Here is a 16,616-nt window from a genome sequence, read left to right on the forward strand (position 1 = left end):
AACGCCTGCTCAGAAGGGCGGTGGGTCGACGTCCGCAGCGGGCTCCACAGGTTCGAACGGGACCGCCGGATCCGACCGGTAGTTCAAACCGCTCGGCGCCGTCCAGTCCAGCACTCCCCCGGCTTGCTGGGTCACCGTCCAGTTCGTCTGCGTCTTCAACCGATGATCCGGAGCACACAGGCACGCCAGATTGTCGTAACGGGTCTCCCCGGTGTGCTGCCACTCGTGACCGTGATCCACCTGGGCCCGCACCGCCGGCCGGGTGCAGCCCGGGAACCGGCAGGTCCCGTCCCGGATCTCGATCAGCCGCCGCAGGTCTTTCGGGACCCGGTACTGATCCCGGCCCACCGAGAGCATCACCCCCGTCTCCGGATGAACCAGGATCCGCGTGAAACTCGGCGCCCCCGCCGCCAGCAACCGGGCCGTCTCCGGATCGATCGGACCGTACCCCTCCAGCAGCCCCGGTTCCTCACTCTTGCCCAGCAGAGTCAGAACCGGCACGGTCACGTTCACCGTGGCCCGCACACCCCGGCCGAGGCCCGCCGGCGTCACCCCGTCGACCATCAGGTCCGCGAACACATCCGCCCGCAACTGCGCCAGGGTGCGCTCCTCGTCCAGCCCCTGCAGGCTCGCCGCCATGTCGCCCACCCGGGTGAATATGGCCTGAGCCACCGGCATCGGCTGATAACTGTGCAGCCAGCCCATGCCGTCCTGCGCGGGCTCGAGCACCAGAACCCGGTCGGCCTCGCACTTTCGCCGGCGCACCGTGATCGACTCCGGATGCGTCCGTTCCCGCACCCTTCGGGCCACCCGGTCGAACTGAGCCACCGTCACCCGCTCCGCGACCGGAAGCACCTCGGCCTCGAAACTCGCCCCGGCCTCCTCGGGCAGTGAATTGGCCTGCTCGATCAGCACCCGGGCATGCGCGTAACTGATCCGGCCGGCCGACAGAGCGTCCCGGGTCGCCATGAACGCCCCCGAGAGGGCCTCGCTCTTTGCGAGAAGATTCGACGCGGCCGCCTGCGACACATGGAGCGCGCAGGCCAACTCGGCGATCGCCGTGCGATGGGCGATCTCGAGCGCATCCCACCTTGACCCCAGCACACCCGCCGAGACCGCTGAATGCGGGCGGCCGACCTCGTCGTCAGCGTCGTCAGCGTCGTCAGCGTCGTCAGCGGTCACACCGTGCTCGACCGCCCGCGCGACCAGAGCGCGCCGGGTCCGCTCACGCTCCGCGTTCGCCTCGGTCTCGAAACACCAGGACCGCACGCGCTCCACCGCCTCGGCCCGCGCCGCGGACACGGATGCCAGCAGTCGATCGGCGGCCGCGGCCGCCCCGACCAACTCGGCCAGCATGCCGACCCGGCGGTCGAGGAACCGCAGTTCGCCCGCAGCCGGGCCGGCTGCCTGCAGACCGGTTGCGTACAAACCGGCATCGTCGAATTCCTCAACGTCGAAGAAGGCCTCGGCGTCGAACTCGAAGCCAGGACCGCCGGCGCTGTTCCGGAACGCCGGGCCGGTCAGGGTGTCGAACGCGGCCAGGGCGTCCAGCGTCGTGGTGCACTCATTTCTGAGGTTCTCCATGCGACCAGAATATCACGATCCAGAACACAGGTGTGAAATAATGTCAACTATTTACCGCTTAGTTTAGAACTGAACGACGATACTTTCACTCGGCGTCATCCCGGATCAGCGCGGCGAGCGCAGCCGGCCCACCGCCGGCAGGAAGCGTCCGATGTGGGCGCCGTACGCGGCGTAGTCCGGATGCTCGGCCACCAGCATCCGTTCCTCCCACCGGGCCTTGCCGGCCAGGAGCAGCAGGAGGGCAACCCAGGCCACCAGGTGCCAGACCGAGGCGCCGATCAGTGCAAGACCAAGCGCGCCCGCGATGAGTCCGGCATAGATCGGGCTCCGCATGAGCCCGTAGACGCCGGTGGTGACCAGGGGCGCGTGTTCACGCGGGACCGGGCTGGCCGTCAGCGCCGGACCGAGACCGACCACGCCCAGCACGGCCAGAACCGCGCCGGCCAGGCAGAGCGCGGCCGAGGCCACGGCGACGACAACGGTGACCGGCCACAGAGAACCGTGGGGCAGGAACGCCAGCGCCGCGAGCAGCACGAATTGTGCGGACACCAGGCCGACCGCGAGCGCGCGTTTCATGATTCGAGGCTCCGCCCGCGGGGTGCGTGCGGGCGCTATTGAGCGGGGCCGACCCGCGCTAGGTTCATGTCATCGACTGGCCGACGAACGGAAGAGAGTGCCGACGTGGACTCGCAACAGATGCCCCTGCTGATCGCGGTGCTCGCCGCCCTGGTCGACCTGGCGATCCGAATCGCCGCCATCATCGTCATACCGCGCAATCGGAAGCCGACCGCGGCGATGGCCTGGCTGCTGGCGCTCTTCCTGATCCCCTTCGGCATTCTGTTCTTCCTGCTCCTGGGCAGCTCCAAACTGCCGAAGAAAAGGATGGAGAAACAGGCCGAGATCAACAGGTCGATCGCCGACAGTGTCGCGGGCATGGACCTCACGGACGGCAGGACCGAGTGGCCGGACTGGTTCGCATCGGTGGTCACCCTCAACACCGGCCTCGGCGCCGTGCCACTCGTCGGCGGCAACACCGCGCACCTGATCGGCGACTACCGGGCCTCCATCGCCGCCATGACCGCCGAGATCGACGCCGCCACGACGTTCGTGCACGTGCAGTACTACATCGTGTCCCTGGACGACACGACGAAGGACTTCTTCGCCGCGATGGAGGCGGCCGTCAAGCGTGGGGTGACGGTTCGCCTCCTGGCGGACCACATCGCCTCGATCCGCACGGTCGGCCATGCGGCGACGTTCGCCGAGCTCGACCGAATCGGGGTGATGTGGAGCTTCATGCTGCCGGTGCAGCCGTTCAAGGGCAAATACCAGCGGCCCGACCTGCGCAACCACCGCAAGATCGTGGTCGTCGACGGGCGGGTGGGCTTCATGGGCTCTCAGAACCTGATCGATCGCAGCTATCTCTCCGCGAAGAACCTGAAACGCGGGCTCCAGTGGCAGGAGCTGGTGGTTCGGGTGACCGGGCCCGCCGTCAGCGGTATGAACGCCGTCTTCCTCTCCGACTGGTACAGCGAGACCGACGAGAAGCTGCTCGACGAACGGGTTCCCGCCGCCGCTGTTCCCCGTGACACGTCCCCGGAGGCCCTGGAGTGCCAGGTCGTCCCCAGCGGTCCGGGCTTCGAGGGCGAGAACAACCTGCGGCTCTTCCTCGCATCGCTCTACACCGCCCAGAAACGCATCATCATCACCAGTCCCTACTTCGTTCCCGACGAGGCCATGATGTACGCCATCACGTCGTCGTGCCAGCGCGGCCTGGAAGTGCAGCTCTTCGTGTCCGAGATCGGCGACCAGGGGCCCGTCTACCACGCCCAGCGTTCCTACTACGGCGCGCTCCTTCAGGCGGGCGTGCGCATCTGGCTGTATCCGGCGCCGTACATCCTGCACGCCAAGCACCTCTCCATCGATGAGGACGTGGCCGTGATCGGGTCGAGTAATATGGACATCCGTTCTTTCAGCCTCGACCTGGAGGTGTCGCTGCTGGTGCGCGGCGCTTCGTTCGTCGCCCAGATGCGGGAGGTCGAAGAGGGCTACCGGACGCTCAGCCGCGAACTCACCCTGGCGGACTGGAACCGGGAACCCGGGCGGGCCACGGCGCTGGACGGTCTCGCCCGGCTGACCTCGGCCCTGCAATGACCGGGTGAGGGGGGTTTCACCATGGCGGAGACAGGCGGGCTGACCTCGGAGGAAGCCGCACGACGGCTCGCCCAGGACGGCCCGAACCTGCTCCCCCGACTGGCCCGCCCCTCCCCCCTGCGCGAGCTCGCCCGCCAGTTCACGCACCTGCTCGCGCTCCTGCTCTGGGCGGCCGCCGGGCTCGCCCTCCTCGCCGGCACGCCCGTGCTGGCCGTCGCCATCGTGGTGGTGATCGTGTTCAACGCCGTCTTCGCGTTCGCCCAGGACTACCGGGCAGACCGGTCCACCGAGCGGCTGCGGGCACTGTTGCCCAGCAGCACCCGGGTGCGCCGGGACGGCCGCATGCGCACGATCGACCCCGTTGATCTTGTGCGCGATGATGTGGTGCTGCTCAGCTCCGGCGACCGGATCGCGGCCGACATGGAGCTGACGGAGGCCAACGAGCTCGGCGTGGACGAGTCCGTGGTGACGGGCGAGAGCGAGCCGGTGCGGCACGACCGAGGAGAGCTCCTCAGCGCGGGCACGTTCGTGGTGCAGGGCGAGGCGGAGGCACGGGTGACCGCCACCGGGGCGACGACGACCCTGGCCGCCATCTCCGCGCTGGCGCGTTCGGCGACCAGGCCGCCCAGCCCACTGACCCACGCGCTCAACCGGGTGGTGCGGACCGTGGCCGTGTTCGCGGTCACCACGGGCGTCGTCCTGGGCATCGCCGGCGTCGTGATCGGGCTCCGGCCGGTCGATGCCTTCCTCTTCGCGGTCGGGGTCGCCGTGGCGCTCGTCCCCGAGGGCCTCCTGCCCACCGTGACGCTGTCCCTGGCCCGCGGCGCCCAGACCATGGCGCACGAGCAGGCCCTGGTGCGCCGGCTCGACGCCGTGGAGACCCTGGGCGCGACCACGTTCATCTGCACCGACAAGACCGGCACCCTCACGCAGAACCGGATGTCGGTGGTCGAGATCTGGACCCCCGGGGGCCTGGTGCGGGTGCAGGGCGACGGCTACGAGCCGACGGCGACCATCACCGGGCCAGCCGAGGCCACGACCCTGCTGCCGGGCCTGGCGGCATCCGCCGTGCTCTGCGTGACCGGACGGGCCGTGTCGCACGCCGGCAAGTGGCAGGCCGAAGGCAACCCGCTGGACGCCGCGATCTTCGCCCTCGCGATGCGGTGCGGGTGGCAGGACGACCCGAGCCGGCCCGTGACCCGCCTGCCCTACACGGCGAAACGGATGATGAGCTCCGCCGTGCTGGCCGGCCGGGCCAGCACCATCGGCGCGCCGGAGCGGGTCTTCGAGCGGTGCTCCCGAGTGCCGGAGGAGGCACACCGCGCGCTGTCGCGGATGACGGCCACCGGCCAGCGCGTGCTGGCGGTGGCGGGACGCCCCTGGTCGGCCACCCCGACCGAGGAGGCCGTCGAAACGGACCTGGAGCTGCTCGGCCTGCTCGGCCTGGAAGACCCTCCCCGGCCCGATGTGCACGAGGCGCTGCAGGCCTGCCGGGACGCGGACATCCGCGTGATCATGGTCACCGGTGACCACCCGAACACGGCCGAGGCGGTGGCGCGGGAGGTCGGCCTGCTGCAACCGGGCGGCGCCGTCCTGGGCTCGGGGCTTCCCGAGGATGACGCCGAGCTCGGCGAACTGCTCGACCACCGGGCGGGAGCCGTCGTGGCCCGGGTTACGCCCGCGGACAAGCTCCGCATCACCCGGGTGCTCCGGGAGCGCGGGCACGTGGTGGCGATGACCGGCGACGGCGTCAACGACGCGCCTGCCCTGCGGGAGGCCGACGTCGGGGTCGCGATGGGCCGGAGCGGCAGCGACGTGGCCCGGGAGGCGGCCGACCTCGTGCTGCTCGACGACCATTTCGGCACCATCGTGACCGCCGTGCGGCTGGGACGGGCGACCTTCGCCAACGCGCGTCGCTTCCTCACCTACCACCTCACCGACAACGTCGCCGAGCTTGCGCCGTTCGCGGTCTGGGCGTTGACCGGCGGCCAGTTCCCCCTGGCGATCGGGGTGCTCCAGGTGCTCGCCCTGGACATCGGCAGCGACATGCTGCCCGCGCTGGCGCTCGGGGTGGAGCCGCCGAGCAAGCGCGTCATGCTCGGCCCGGTGCGCTCGCGGTCGCTGATCGACCGCCCGCTGGTCTGGCGGGCGTTCGGGGTGCTCGGCCCGGTCGAGGCGGCCGCCTCGCTCGGCGGGTTTGCCGCAGTGCTGGTGCTGGGCGGCTGGTCGTGGGGGCAGCAGGTCGCACCCGGGCTCCTGGCCGCCGCGTCGGGCACGGCGTTCGCAACGATCGTGGTCGCTCAGATGGCGAACGCCTTCGCCTGCCGCAGTGAGGCGATCCCGGCGTGGGGGCTCCCTTTCCTGGGCAACCGTTCCCTACTGGCCGCGGTCGCCGCCGAACTGCTCCTGCTGCTGGCCTTCCTCGGTATCCCGGCCGCGAGCGGGCTCCTGGGCGGCGGCTGGCCTCCCCCGGCCGCCTGGCTCTTCCCGCTGGCCGGCGCCGTCCTGGTCATCCTGGCCGACGCCGCCTTCAAAGCCGTGCTCCGACGCCGGCGCCGCGGCCGCGCCGCGTAACGGTAGCGCCGGCCGGTTCCACTAATCCCCGCCAATCCCCGCCAATCCCCGCCGAACCGTGACTTCGGACCCTGTTTTTCGTCCGTTCAGGGGCGCTATTCACGGTTCGGCGAGTCTGGCGGCTGGTCTGGCGGCTGGTCTGGACGGCGGGGCCGGGGAGCCGCGGCGCGTAACAGAGCGCGTAACAGAGCGGGACCGGCGCCGGGGCCTCGGTATTCTTGAGCGCATGAAGCTGACAGCACTCGCCACCCTGACCCTGGTGGGGGCGCTGGCATTGAGCGGATGCTCCACCAGCCTTCCCGAGACCGGCTCGACCCCGGCCGCCTCCGCGGCCACGGCCGCGCCCACGGACGGCTCCTGTGCCGGGGTGAGCGTGGTCGTCGACTTCGGCTCCCTCGACGCCGCCCGGATCACGGACTGCGTCGACACCGGCGCGGCCGGCACCGTTGCCGCGAGCGAGGTTATGAAGTCGGCCGGCGTGACGACCGAGGGAACCGTGGAGTGGGGCGACCAGGTCGTCTGCCGCGTCAACGACCGCCCCGCCGCCGCCGAGACCATCGAGATCGACGGAGAGGCCCCCTTCACCGAAGCCTGCCAGTCCATGCCGGCGGCCGCCGCCTACTGGGCGCTCTGGGTCAAGCCCACCGCAGACGCCTCCTGGGAGTACGCGTCGGAGGGTCTCGGCAGCCTCAAGCTGGAGCCGGGCCAGTCCGTCGGCCTCGTCTTCACGACCGGCACCGAGACACCCACGCCCGGCAGCTGATGTTGCGGCTCCGCATGGCCCCCCTGCGCTCCGCGGCGTTGCTCGCGGTCGCGTTCGTGGCCCTGCGGGTCGTCTACCGGGTCGTCTTCGGCGGGGCATCCGGCGGCGGCGCGGTGCTGCTCGACCTGCCGCGCATTCCGCTCGGCGGGCCGTTCGCGCACATCGCGCTGCTCGGCCCCGTCAGCACGGGGGGCCTCTGGAACGCGGCTCAGAGCGCGCTGCCCTTCTCCGCCGTCATCCTCGCGTTCGGTGTGCTGAACGCCGTCGTCGACGTGCGGCGCTTCTTCGCCCGAGGCGCCGCCCGGGGCCCGCTGCGCGCCCTGTCCCGGTCGCTCGTGATCGCGTGGGCCACGTTCCCGGCGCTGATCGCCTCGGTGCGGCGCGTTCACACCGCCAGTGCGCTCCGCGGCGAACGGTCGATCCCGGCACTGCTCGTGCCCGTCTTCGAACAAACCGTGGAGCGGGCGCTCTGCCTGGCCGCGTCGATGGAGTCCCGCGGGTTCGCCGCCGCCCGCACCGCCCCCGGCGTCTGCGAGCGGCCGGTGGTGATGACGGATGCCGCGCTCGGCTTCGCGGGCGGCGGCTGGCAGCTGGAGGGCCTCACCCTGAGCCTCGCTCCCGGCACGCTGACCGTGATCACCGGGTCGACCGGATCGGGCAAGACCAGCCTTCTGCACAGCATGAGCGGACTCTTCCAGCACTTCCACGACGGCGGGCAGCACGGAGTGATCGAGGTGGGCGGCCTGGACCGCGCGGCCACTCCCCCCCGCGAAACGGCCGGCTTCGTCGGGCTCGTCTCCCAGAACGTGCGGCTCTCCTTCGTGGCCGAGACCGTGCGGGACGAGATCGGATTCGCCCTGACCGTGCGGGGCGTCGCCGCCGTGATCGTGGAGCAGCGCGTGCACGAGGTGGCCGCGCAGCTGCAGATCGAGCACCTGCAGGGCCGCACCGTGGAGGCGCTGTCCGCCGGCGAGGCCAGCCTGGTGGCCATCGGCGCCGCCCTGATCTCCCAACCGATCCTGCTGCTCGTGGACGAGCCCCTCGCCGACCTGGACGCCCCGGCGCGAGGGCGGGTGGTGCGGGTACTCGACCGGCTGGCCCACGAGGCGCAGGTGTGCGTCGTGGTCGCCGAGCACAACACCCGCGAATGGGAGAGCGCAGCGGATGCCTGGCTCGAGATCCGCGGAACAGACGTGCGCACCCTCGGCCCCGGTGAGCGTCCGAGCGCGCTGATCGCGGCGGAACGGGCGGCGCGGACGACAGCGCGACCCGCGACCCCAGCCGGACCTGCGGGGCCGCTCGCCGGCATCCGTCATCTCACGGTTCTGCACGGGACCGAACTGGCGGTCGATGACGTCTCGTTCGAGCTCGCGGCCGGCGACCGGGTGGCCCTCGAGGGCCGGAACGGCGCGGGCAAGAGCAGCCTGCTCCGCGCGATCGCGCTGCCCTCGGCCCGCGGGAGCGTGCTGGTGGCCGGGCAGGACGTCTCCTTGCTGCGTGCGGGAGCCCGGCGCGCGTTCGTGGCCCTGGTGCCGGAGAACTTCGACGATCTGCTCTTCGCCGTGACCGTGGCCGAGGAGTGCAGCCGGGCGGACCGCCAGCTGAAGCCGGGCAACGGGCCCGGGACCGCTGCCCGTTTCGCGGACCTGCTCGGGCTCGGTGCCGGGATCGGGGCCGGTGCCAACGCCGGTGCGGCGCACCTGATGCAGCAGCATCCGCGGGATCTCTCGGCGGGCGAACGCCTCTGCCTGGTGATGGCGATCCAGCTGGCCGCCGGCCCCAGGGTGCTGCTGGTGGACGAGCCGACGCGCGGGCTGGATCCGCGTGCGCGGGAGCTCGTGGGTTCCGCGCTGGTCCGCGCCTCGAGTGACGCCTCGGCGGTGCTGTTCGCCACCCACGACCGCGACTTCGCCCGGTCCCTGGCCACGAAGACGCTCGTGATGGCCGCCGGCCGGCTCACCACCGAACCGGCGCTGGTGAGGCCCTGATGCGTGCGCGGTGGACGTCCTGGCTGCTCGCGGGCGGCAGCCTCCTGGCCGCGGCGGGTTTCGCCTGGCCGTTCTTCGCGTCGGCGCTGCCGGAGGACGCCAGGGCCGCGGCCCCGATCGTGGCGTTCGCGCTCGTTCCGGCTCTGATCGTGGCCCTCGCACTCACGCTCGACCGGGAGATGTACACGGCCAAGACCGTGGCCCTGCTCGGGGTGCTCTCGGCGGTCGGCGCCGCGGTGCGCATCGCGGGAACCGGGGTGGGCGGCGTCGAGGCGGTGTTCATCCTGCTGATCTTGGCCGGGCGCGCCTACGGAGCCCGGTTCGGGTTCCTGCTCGGCCTGCTCACCATCGCGGTGTCCTCGGCACTGTGGGGCGGGTTCGGCCCGTGGACCCCGTTCCAGATGTTCGCCTGCGGCTGGGTGGGGGCCGGGGCGGCGCTGCTGCCGCGCATCCGTACGCCACGGATCGGCACCCCGCGGAACGGCACCGCCCGGCTCGAGATAGCCATGCTCGTGGCCTACGGCATCGCCTCGTCGTACCTGTTCGGGCTGGTGATGAACCTCTGGTTCTGGCCCTTCGCCGTGGGCTCGGGCACCGACATCTCCTATGCGGCGGATGCCCCGCTCGGCGAGAACCTCGCCTCCTTCGCGCTCTACACGCTGGTGACCTCGACGCTCACCTGGGACACCGTTCGTGCCATCACCACCACGATCGGCATCGTGCTGGTGGGCCCGGCCGCACTGGCCGCCCTGCGCCGGGCGAAGCTGGGCAAGCCGGGCAGGCCCGGCAGGCTCGTCACACCGAGAAGTACTTCGCTTCCGGGTGGTGGAACACGAACGCATCCGTCGACTGCTCCGGGTGCAGCTGCAGCTCCTCCGACAGCACCACGCCCATCCGCTCGGGCCTGAGCAACTGGACCACCTTGCGGCGGTCCTCCATCTCGGGGCAGGCCGGGTAGCCCAGCGAGAAGCGGGCGCCGCGGTACTCGAGCTTGAACATACCGGCCAGCTCGGCCGGGTCTTCGGCGCCCAGGCCGAGTTCGCCCCGCACCCGGGAGTGCCAGTACTCGGCGAGGGCCTCGGTCAGCTGCATGGTCAGGCCGTTGAGTTCCATGTAGTCGCGGTATTTGTTCTCGGCGAACAGCTTCGCGGTGACCGTGTCGACGTTCGCGCCGGCCGTGACCAGCTGGAGGGCGACGACATCCGTCTGCCCGGAACCCTGCGGGCGCACGAAGTCGGCCAGGCACAGGTGCCGGTCGCGGCGCTGGCGGGGGAAGGCGAAGCGCAGTCGCTCGGAGCCCACCGGGCCGCCGGAGCCGCCGTCGGGCGCGAGCAGACCGGGCACGCCCAGCACGCCGGACGGGTCGTCGCCGTGGTGCAGCACGACCAGGTCGTTGCCCTCGCTGAAGGCGGGGAAGTAGCCGTAGGCGACGGAGGCGTCGAGGATCCCCTCGGCGAGGATGCGGTCGAGCCAGTAGCGCAGCCGGGGCCGGCCCTCGGTGTCGACCAGGTGCTGGTAGCTCGCGCCGTCTTCCCCGCGGCTGGGCTTCAGGCCCCACTGCCCCATGAACGTCGCCCGCTCGTCGAGGAACGCGGAGTACTCGGCCAGCGCGATCCCCTTGACGATGCGGGTGCCCCAGAACGGCGGCACGGGCACCGGGTTGTCGGCGGCCACGTCGGAGCGGGCCGGCATCGCGTCCGGCTCGGTCACGGTCAGCAGGCTGCGCTTGTGGATGCGTTTCTTCAGGGGCGGCAGGCCGACGGATGCCGGGTCGGCGCCGCGTGCGACGGCGACCAGCGGTTCCATCAGGGCCAGGCCCTCAAAGGCGTCCCGCGCGTAGCGCACGGTGCCCTCGAACAGTCCCGCGAGGTCTTCCTCGACGTAGGCCCGGGTGAGGGCCGCGCCGCCGAGGATCACGGGCCACTTGCCGGCCAGGCCGCGGGAATTGAGCTCGAGCAGGTTCTCCTTCATCACCACGGTGGACTTGACCAGCAGCCCGCTCATGCCGATCACGTCTGCATTGCGCTCCTCAGCGGCCTGGATGATCTCGTTGATGGTCTTCTTGATGCCGATGTTGATCACGTCGTAGCCGTTGTTGGTGAGGATGATGTCGACGAGGTTCTTGCCGATGTCGTGCACGTCGCCGCGCACCGTGGCCAAAACCATCGTGCCTTTGCCGGCTGCCTCGGTCTTCTCCATGTGGGGTTCCAGCAGCGCGACCGCGGTCTTCATCACCTCGGCGGACTGCAGCACGAACGGCAGCTGCATCTCGCCGCTGCCGAACCGGGCGCCCACCACCTGCATGCCCGCCAGCAGGTGCACGTTGACGATGTCGAGGGCGCTGAGGCCGCCGGCCCGCGCCAGGTCGAGGTCACCCTCCAGCCCCTTAGCTTCGCCGTCGATGATGCGGCGTTCGAGGCGTTCGCCCACCGGCAGGGCCGCGAGCTCGGCGGCGCGCTCGTCCTTCAGCGCGGCGGAGTCGACCCCGGCGAACAGGTCGAGCAGGGCGGCCAGCGGGTCGTAGGTGAGGTTGCCATCGGCGTCGTACTCGCGGCGGTCCCAGACGAGGTCGAGCGCCACCTTGCGCCGGTCGTCCGGCACGGAGGCCAGGGGCACGATCTTGGCGGAGTTGACGATCGCGGAGTCGAGTCCGGCCTCGGCGGCCTCGTGCAGGAACACCGAGTTGAGCACCGACCGGGCCGCGGGGTTCAGCCCGAAGGACACGTTCGAGACGCCAAGCGTGGTGTGGATGCCGGGATAGAGGGCCTTGATCCGGCGGATCGCCTCGATCGTCTCGATCCCGTCCCGGCGGGTCTCCTCCTGGCCGGTGGCGATCGGGAAGGTGAGGGCGTCGACGATGATGTCCTCGACCCGCATCCCCCACTCGGTGACGAGGGTCTCGACCAGCCGGGTGGCGATGCGCACCTTGTGCTCCGCGGTGCGGGCCTGTCCCTCCTCGTCGATGGTCAGTGCGATCACGGCCGCGCCGTGCTCCTTGACCAGCGGCATGATCCGGCCGAAGCGTGAGCCTATGCCCTCGCCGTCCTCAAAGTTGACGGAGTTGACGACCGGGCGGCCGCCGATCAACTCCATCCCGGCCTGCAGCACCGCGGGCTCGGTGGAGTCGACCACGAGCGGGAGGGTGGACGCGCTGGCAAGCCGGGACACGACCTGGCGGATGTCGGCGACGCCGTCTCGGCCGACGTAGTCGATGCATACGTCGAGCAGGTGGGCGCCGTCGCGCACCTGGGCCCGGGCGATGTCGACGCAGTCGTCCCAGCGCTCCTCGAGCATGGCGTCCCGGAACGCCCGCGACCCGTTGGCGTTGGTGCGTTCCCCGATCGCGAGGAAGGCGCTGTCCTGATCGAAGCTGACGTGCTGGTAGAGGCTGGCGACGCCGGGATCCTCCTCGACCTTGCGGGCGGGCACGGGGGTGCCGCGCAACCGGTCGACGACGGCCTTCATGTGCGCGGGGGTGGTGCCGCAGCATCCGCCGACCAGGCCCAGGCCGAACTCCTTCACGAACTGTTCGTGTGCGGTGGCCAGCTGCTCCGGGGTGAGCGGGTAGCTCGCACCGGTGGCGGTCAGCATCGGCAGGCCCGCGTTGGGCATACACATCACGGGCACGTGCGAGTACCGGGAGAGGTGACGGAGGTGCTCGCTCATCTCGGTCGGGCCGGTGGCGCAGTTGAGGCCGATGGCGTCGATGCCGAGCGGTTCGAGGGCGGTGAGGGCGGCGCCGATCTCGCTGCCCATCAGCATGGTTCCCGTCGTCTCGACCGTCACCTCCACGAAGATCGGCAGACGGATGCCCGTCTCACTGATCGCCTGCTTGCATCCGTTCACCGCGGATTTGGTCTGCAGCAGGTCCTGCGAGGTCTCGATCAGGAAGGCGTCGGCGCCGCCGCGGATGAGGCCGATCGCCTGCTCGGCGAAGGTCGCCTTGAGGTGGGAGTAGGTGGTGTGGCCGAGGCTGGGCAGTTTGGTGCCGGGGCCCATCGAACCGAGGACCCAGCGCATCCGTCCGTCGCGGGCCTCGTAGGCCTCGACGCTCCGACGGGCGATTTCCGCTCCCAGACGCGCGAGCTCCTCGATCCGGTCTTCGATTCCGTAGTCGGAGAGGTTCGACCAGTTCGCGCCGAAGGTGTTGCTCTCCACCGCGTCGACGCCGGTGTCGAGGTAGGCACCGTGGATGGCCTCGATCATGTCGGGGCGGCTGACGTTGAGGATCTCATTGCAGCCCTCGAGCTGCTGGTAGTCCTCGAGGGTGGGGTTGTGCTCCTGCAGCATCGTGCCCATGGCGCCGTCGGCGATGACGACGCGCTCCGTCAGGGCATCGATCAGCGCCTGCGCCCGGGCCGGCGTCACCGCATCCGTGGCCCCCGCGCCATCCGCGTCGGCCGGCGGCCGTCCGGCTTCGGGGCGTGTGACGGCGTCGTGTGCACGGGGTTCGGTCATCCGGCCAGTTTAGAGGCGGGGCAGGCTGCCGTTTCCCGTGTTACGCCGGGCTCCTTCGACCTCTGGGCCTCGTGGACACTCCCCCCGGCCGCACCGAAAGTCCACCTGTTTTGCAGCTTCCAAGGCGAGTACCGTGGCAGGCAGAGAGGAGATCCGGGCGCGCACGAGTACTGTCGGCGGCCCGCGATCGGCTCTCACGGCCCGACTGCGGAAGGGACTTTCGCGGCGGGGAACTCGATCCCCCGAGGAGAGCAATCCAGATGACCAGTACAGAAGAAGTCCGCCGCAACGACAACGGGCCCCAGCCCGTTCGACCGGATTTTGTTTCCGGCCCCTGGCAGGATTCGATCGACCTACGCGATTTCATCCAACGCAATTACACGCCGTATCTGGGCGATGCAAGCTTCCTCGCGGGAGCGACGGAGCGCACGAAGGGGATCTGGGCCAAGCTGTCCGAGATGTTCCCCGAGGAACGCCGCAAGGGTGTCTACGACGTCGACGCGACCACCCCGGCCTCCATCACCGCTCACGCACCGGGTTACATCGACCGGCCCAACGAGGTCATCGTGGGCCTGCAGACGGATGCCCCGCTCAAGCGCGCGATCATGCCCTTCGGCGGCTGGCGCATGGTCGCCACCTCGCTCGAGACCTACGGTTATCCCGTGTCTCCCGAGCTGGAGAAGATCTTCACCGACTACCGCAAGACGCACAACACCGCCGTCTTCGACGTCTACCCGCCGGCGGTGCGCCGTGCGCGTAACAGCCACCTGATCACGGGTCTGCCCGACGCGTACGGCCGTGGCCGGATCATCGGCGACTACCGCCGGGTTCCGTTGTACGGCGTCGACGCCCTGATCGCAAGCAAGAAGAACGACCGCGCCGAACTCGACATGGAGCCCTCGACCGAGGACATCATCCGCGCACGCGAGGAGAACTCCGAGCAGATCCGGGCCCTGAAGGAACTCGTCCAGATGGCCGCGAGCTACGGATTCGACATTTCGAAGCCGGCCGTGACGGCGAAGGAGGCCGTGCAATGGCTGTATTTCGCCTACCTCGGGGCGGTCAAGGAACAGAACGGCGCTGCCATGTCGTTCGGCCGCAACGCGGCGTTCCTCGACGCGTACCTGGAACGCGACCTGGCCGCCGGAGTGCTGACCGAAGAAAGCGCCCAGGAACTCATCGACGACCTCGTGATCAAGCTCCGGATCGTGCGCTTCCTGCGCACCCCGGAATACGACGAGATCTTCGCCGGCGACCCGACGTGGGTGACCGAATCCCTCGCCGGCATCGGTGAAGACGGCCGTCCCCTCGTCACCAAGACCACGTTCCGGTTCCTGCAGACGCTGTACAACATCGGCGCCGCACCGGAGCCGAACCTGACCGTGCTGTGGAGCAGGTCATTGCCCGAGGGCTTCAAGCGTTTCTGCGCCCAGGTCTCGATCGATACCTCGGCGATCCAGTTCGAGTCCGACGAGATCCTCCGGGCCGCGATGGGTGATGACGTCGCGATCGCCTGTTGTGTCTCGCCGATGCGCGTGGGCAAGCAGATGCAGTTCTTCGGTGCACGCGTCAACGCCGTCAAGGCGCTGCTGTACTCGATCAACGGCGGAAAAGACGAGGTGTCGGGCAAGCAGGTCGCTCCGGAGACCATGCCGAACGCCGAAGAGGTGCTCTCGTACGACACCGTCTTCCCGGCCTACCTGGAAACGCTCGAGTGGCTCGCCGAGACCTACATCAACGCGCTGAACTGCATCCACTACATGCACGACAAGTACGCCTACGAGCGTCTGGAGATGGCCTTGCACGACAAGGACGTCATCCGCACCATGGCCTGCGGCATCGCCGGCCTGAGCGTGGTCGCCGACTCCCTGTCGGCCATCAAGTACGCCACGGTCCGCCCGGTGCGCGACGAGACCGGCCTGGTCGTGGACTACGACGTCGAGGGCGAGTTCCCGCTCTTCGGCAACGATGACGATCGGGTCGACTCCATCGCGGTGGACATCGTCGAGCGGTTCATGAATATGATCCGCAGCCACCCGACCTACCGCGACGCGATCCCCACCCAGTCGATCCTGACGATCACGTCCAACGTGGTCTACGGCAAGACCACCGGCAACACGCCCGACGGCCGTCGGGCCGGCGAGCCGTTCGCGCCGGGGGCCAACCCGATGAATGCTCGCGACACGCATGGGCTCCTCGCGTCCGCGCTCAGCGTCGCCAAGCTGCCGTTCAGTGACGCGCAGGACGGCATCTCGCTGACCAGTACGGTCGTGCCGAGCGGGCTCGGCCACAACGAGGAGGAGCAGATCACGAGCTTGGTCGGCCTGATCGACGCGTACACGTCGGCGACCGGCTACCACATCAACGTGAACGTGCTCAACCGCGACACGCTTGAAGACGCCATGGCGCACCCGGAGAACTATCCGCAGCTGACGATTCGCGTCTCCGGCTACGCGGTGAACTTCGTGCGGCTCACCCGCGAGCAGCAGATGGACGTCATCAGCCGCACGTTCCACCAGCACTGACCCGACCGCCATCCAGGACGAACGTCAGGCCCGGGTGCGGAATCGGTTCCGCGCCCGGGGTCTGAACATCTTCTGAGTCTCCCCAACCGGTGTCAGTACCAGCCTGAGGATTCGGAATGGTTCCAGGCGGCGCACGGTGTGCCGTAGCGGCCCGCGATGTAGCTCAGGCCCCAGGTGATCTGCGTGGCTGGGTTGGTCTGCCAGCGGCGCCCGCCGTGGCCATCTTGCTGCCGGGCAGTGCCTGCGGGATGCCGGTGGCACCGCTCGAGGAGTTGTAGGCGTTCAGGTTCCAGCCTGATTCCCGTTGCCACAGGCTCACGAGGCAACCGAACTGGTCGGCGCCCCAGCCGTACTGCGCGGCCATCAGATCGCGGGTGATCGCCTGGGCTCCGCTGGGGTTGGCCGGCGCTGACGGTGCCGGGGCGGGTGCGGGAGCGGGAGCGGGAGCGTTCGCCGCAGCCTCGGCCTCGGCCTCGACCTCGGCCTGCGCGTCAGCGGCAGCCTGAGCCGCAGCGGCGGCCTGGGCTGCCGCTGCGGCCTGCGCGGCGGCGGCCTGCGCGGCGGCGGCCTGTT

Annotated in this window: 9 protein-coding genes and 1 pseudogene; 6 read left to right on the forward strand and 4 right to left on the reverse strand. The window is 70.1% G+C overall.

Annotated elements, in window-relative coordinates; all coding sequences use genetic code 11:
* Positions 1 to 9 precede the first annotated feature (9 nt).
* Together E3T24_RS10010 and E3T24_RS10015 are read right to left on the reverse strand one after the other, a co-directional pair.
* Positions 10 to 1,584: an HNH endonuclease signature motif containing protein gene (locus tag E3T24_RS10010; protein WP_134434575.1), complete on the reverse strand. Its 1,575-nt coding sequence runs from the start codon at positions 1,582 to 1,584 to the stop codon at positions 10 to 12.
* A 105-nt stretch (positions 1,585 to 1,689) separates the two neighbouring features.
* Positions 1,690 to 2,160: a methyltransferase gene (locus tag E3T24_RS10015; RefSeq protein ID WP_134410242.1), complete on the reverse strand. Its 471-nt coding sequence runs from the start codon at positions 2,158 to 2,160 to the stop codon at positions 1,690 to 1,692.
* A gap of 120 nt (positions 2,161 to 2,280) precedes the next feature.
* Between E3T24_RS10015 and cls the strand changes: the two genes are divergently transcribed.
* From cls to E3T24_RS10040, 5 genes are all read left to right on the forward strand, one after another.
* Positions 2,281 to 3,735: a cardiolipin synthase gene (gene cls / locus E3T24_RS10020; protein ID WP_166789199.1), complete on the forward strand. Its 1,455-nt coding sequence runs from the start codon at positions 2,281 to 2,283 to the stop codon at positions 3,733 to 3,735.
* Between the two features lie 21 nt (positions 3,736 to 3,756).
* Positions 3,757 to 6,309, forward strand: coding sequence for a cation-transporting P-type ATPase (locus E3T24_RS10025; RefSeq protein WP_134434577.1), 2,553 nt, complete (start codon positions 3,757 to 3,759; stop codon positions 6,307 to 6,309).
* 226 nt (positions 6,310 to 6,535) lie between these two features.
* A complete protein-coding gene (locus E3T24_RS10030; protein ID WP_134366305.1) occupies positions 6,536 to 7,072 on the forward strand; it encodes a hypothetical protein in 537 nt (178 codons plus the stop codon).
* 14 nt (positions 7,073 to 7,086) lie between these two features.
* Positions 7,087 to 9,060: an ATP-binding cassette domain-containing protein gene (locus E3T24_RS10035; protein WP_166789078.1), complete on the forward strand. Its 1,974-nt coding sequence runs from the start codon at positions 7,087 to 7,089 to the stop codon at positions 9,058 to 9,060.
* Positions 9,060 to 9,968: an ECF transporter S component gene (locus tag E3T24_RS10040; protein WP_134366307.1), complete on the forward strand. Its 909-nt coding sequence runs from the start codon at positions 9,060 to 9,062 to the stop codon at positions 9,966 to 9,968. Before E3T24_RS10035 ends, E3T24_RS10040 begins: the two co-directional genes overlap by 1 nt.
* Here E3T24_RS10040 and metH read toward each other — a convergent pair.
* Positions 9,856 to 13,518 (reverse strand): methionine synthase, encoded by a 3,663-nt coding sequence (gene metH / locus E3T24_RS10045; protein ID WP_134434578.1) that lies wholly within the window; start codon positions 13,516 to 13,518, stop codon positions 9,856 to 9,858. The two genes, E3T24_RS10040 and metH, sit on opposite strands and share 113 nt — an antisense overlap.
* Positions 13,519 to 13,778: 260 nt before the next feature.
* Here metH and pflB point away from each other — a divergent pair, with 260 nt between their 5' ends.
* Entirely contained in the window at positions 13,779 to 16,043 is a 2,265-nt protein-coding gene (pflB, locus tag E3T24_RS10050; protein WP_134403056.1) for a formate C-acetyltransferase, read from the forward strand.
* Between the two features lie 92 nt (positions 16,044 to 16,135).
* On the opposite strand, the pseudogene E3T24_RS17655 reads toward pflB, so the two are convergent.
* A pseudogene (locus E3T24_RS17655) lies at positions 16,136 to 16,616 on the reverse strand (lytic transglycosylase domain-containing protein); the annotation flags it as partial.

It is taken from the genome of Cryobacterium sp. TmT2-59, from assembly GCF_004403545.1.
Classification (GTDB): domain Bacteria; phylum Actinomycetota; class Actinomycetes; order Actinomycetales; family Microbacteriaceae; genus Cryobacterium; species Cryobacterium shii.

What these genes read in the sequence shown, in the direction of transcription:
- E3T24_RS10010 (WP_134434575.1), bottom strand. Translation starts at nt 1,584, where the DNA reads ATGGAGAACCTCAGAAATGAGTGCACCACGACGCTGGACGCCCTGGCC.
- E3T24_RS10015 (WP_134410242.1), bottom strand. Translation starts at nt 2,160, where the DNA reads ATGAAACGCGCGCTCGCGGTCGGCCTGGTGTCCGCACAATTCGTGCTG.
- cls (WP_166789199.1), top strand. Translation starts at nt 2,281, where the DNA reads ATGCCCCTGCTGATCGCGGTGCTCGCCGCCCTGGTCGACCTGGCGATC.
- E3T24_RS10025 (WP_134434577.1), top strand. Translation starts at nt 3,757, where the DNA reads ATGGCGGAGACAGGCGGGCTGACCTCGGAGGAAGCCGCACGACGGCTC.
- E3T24_RS10030 (WP_134366305.1), top strand. Translation starts at nt 6,536, where the DNA reads ATGAAGCTGACAGCACTCGCCACCCTGACCCTGGTGGGGGCGCTGGCA.
- E3T24_RS10035 (WP_166789078.1), top strand. Translation starts at nt 7,087, where the DNA reads ATGGCCCCCCTGCGCTCCGCGGCGTTGCTCGCGGTCGCGTTCGTGGCC.
- E3T24_RS10040 (WP_134366307.1), top strand. Translation starts at nt 9,060, where the DNA reads ATGCGTGCGCGGTGGACGTCCTGGCTGCTCGCGGGCGGCAGCCTCCTG.
- metH (WP_134434578.1), bottom strand. Translation starts at nt 13,518, where the DNA reads ATGACCGAACCCCGTGCACACGACGCCGTCACACGCCCCGAAGCCGGA.
- pflB (WP_134403056.1), top strand. Translation starts at nt 13,779, where the DNA reads ATGACCAGTACAGAAGAAGTCCGCCGCAACGACAACGGGCCCCAGCCC.